This is a genomic window from Maribacter sp. 2-571 (genome assembly GCF_050589625.1).
Lineage (GTDB): Bacteria > Bacteroidota > Bacteroidia > Flavobacteriales > Flavobacteriaceae > Pelagihabitans.
In genome coordinates this window covers 1-800 of sequence record NZ_JBNGOP010000079.1, presented here as the reverse complement: position 1 = coordinate 800, position 800 = coordinate 1, and the positions used below count along the sequence as shown (strand labels likewise).

Sequence of the window (800 nt, the reverse complement as noted above, 5' to 3'; positions counted from 1 at the left end):
ACAAAACGCTCTTGTGTGAGTTCCCCTCGGTTCAGATAGCCCCTGGCAACGCCCGCGCCGCCAATGTACAACTCCCCGATCACGCCCACCGGCACCGGCTTTTGGAAACTGTCCAGAACGTAGGCTTTCGTATTTTGAATTGGACTACCTATACTTATTTTACCAGCATCTACTTTTTCAATATTATAATAGGAAGTACAAACGGTAGCTTCCGTTGGGCCATATGTATTATATACAGCATAATTTTCATAAATATTGGAAATGAAATTTTTCTCAAGTATATCTCCACCACTTATTAAAGCCCTTAGGGAGAGCTCAAGCTTTAGTACATTTTCGTTCAAGTATTTCAAAGCATACGGATTTGTACTTAAAATACTTACTTCATGTTTTTTACAAACATGAAAAAGATGTTCAAAATCCTTTCTATTATCTAATACAACCAAGAATCCACCTGAAACTAGTATTGGGAAAATCTCTTCTATTGATGTGTCAAAAGAAATACTTGCTTGTTGCAGAATAACATCTTTGTTATTTACATTAAAATAGGACTGAAAAGTTTTTGTATAATTCAATAAGGAACTATGCTCGATCATAACCCCTTTGGGTTTCCCCGTAGTACCCGAGGTATAGATCACATAGCTTAGGTCCTGCCCACCAATGGACACAGTAAGACCATCCACCGCATTGTCATTGTAAAAGGACCGTTCCAGATCGATCGGGACCAGTTGCCCCTTTGGTAAATGGGACAACTCCTCTTCGGCTATATTGCCTTGGGTCAATACCAAAGCCGATGCCGTATC

The 800-nt window shown here is 39.9% G+C and carries 1 protein-coding gene; it reads right to left on the bottom strand.

From position 1 onward, the window contains the following. Positions 1 to 635, bottom strand: a 635-nt coding sequence (locus tag ACRD7P_RS20950) for an AMP-binding protein (protein ID WP_430909756.1), incomplete at its 3' end; no start/stop codon positions are given. Positions 636 to 800 lie beyond the last annotated feature (165 nt).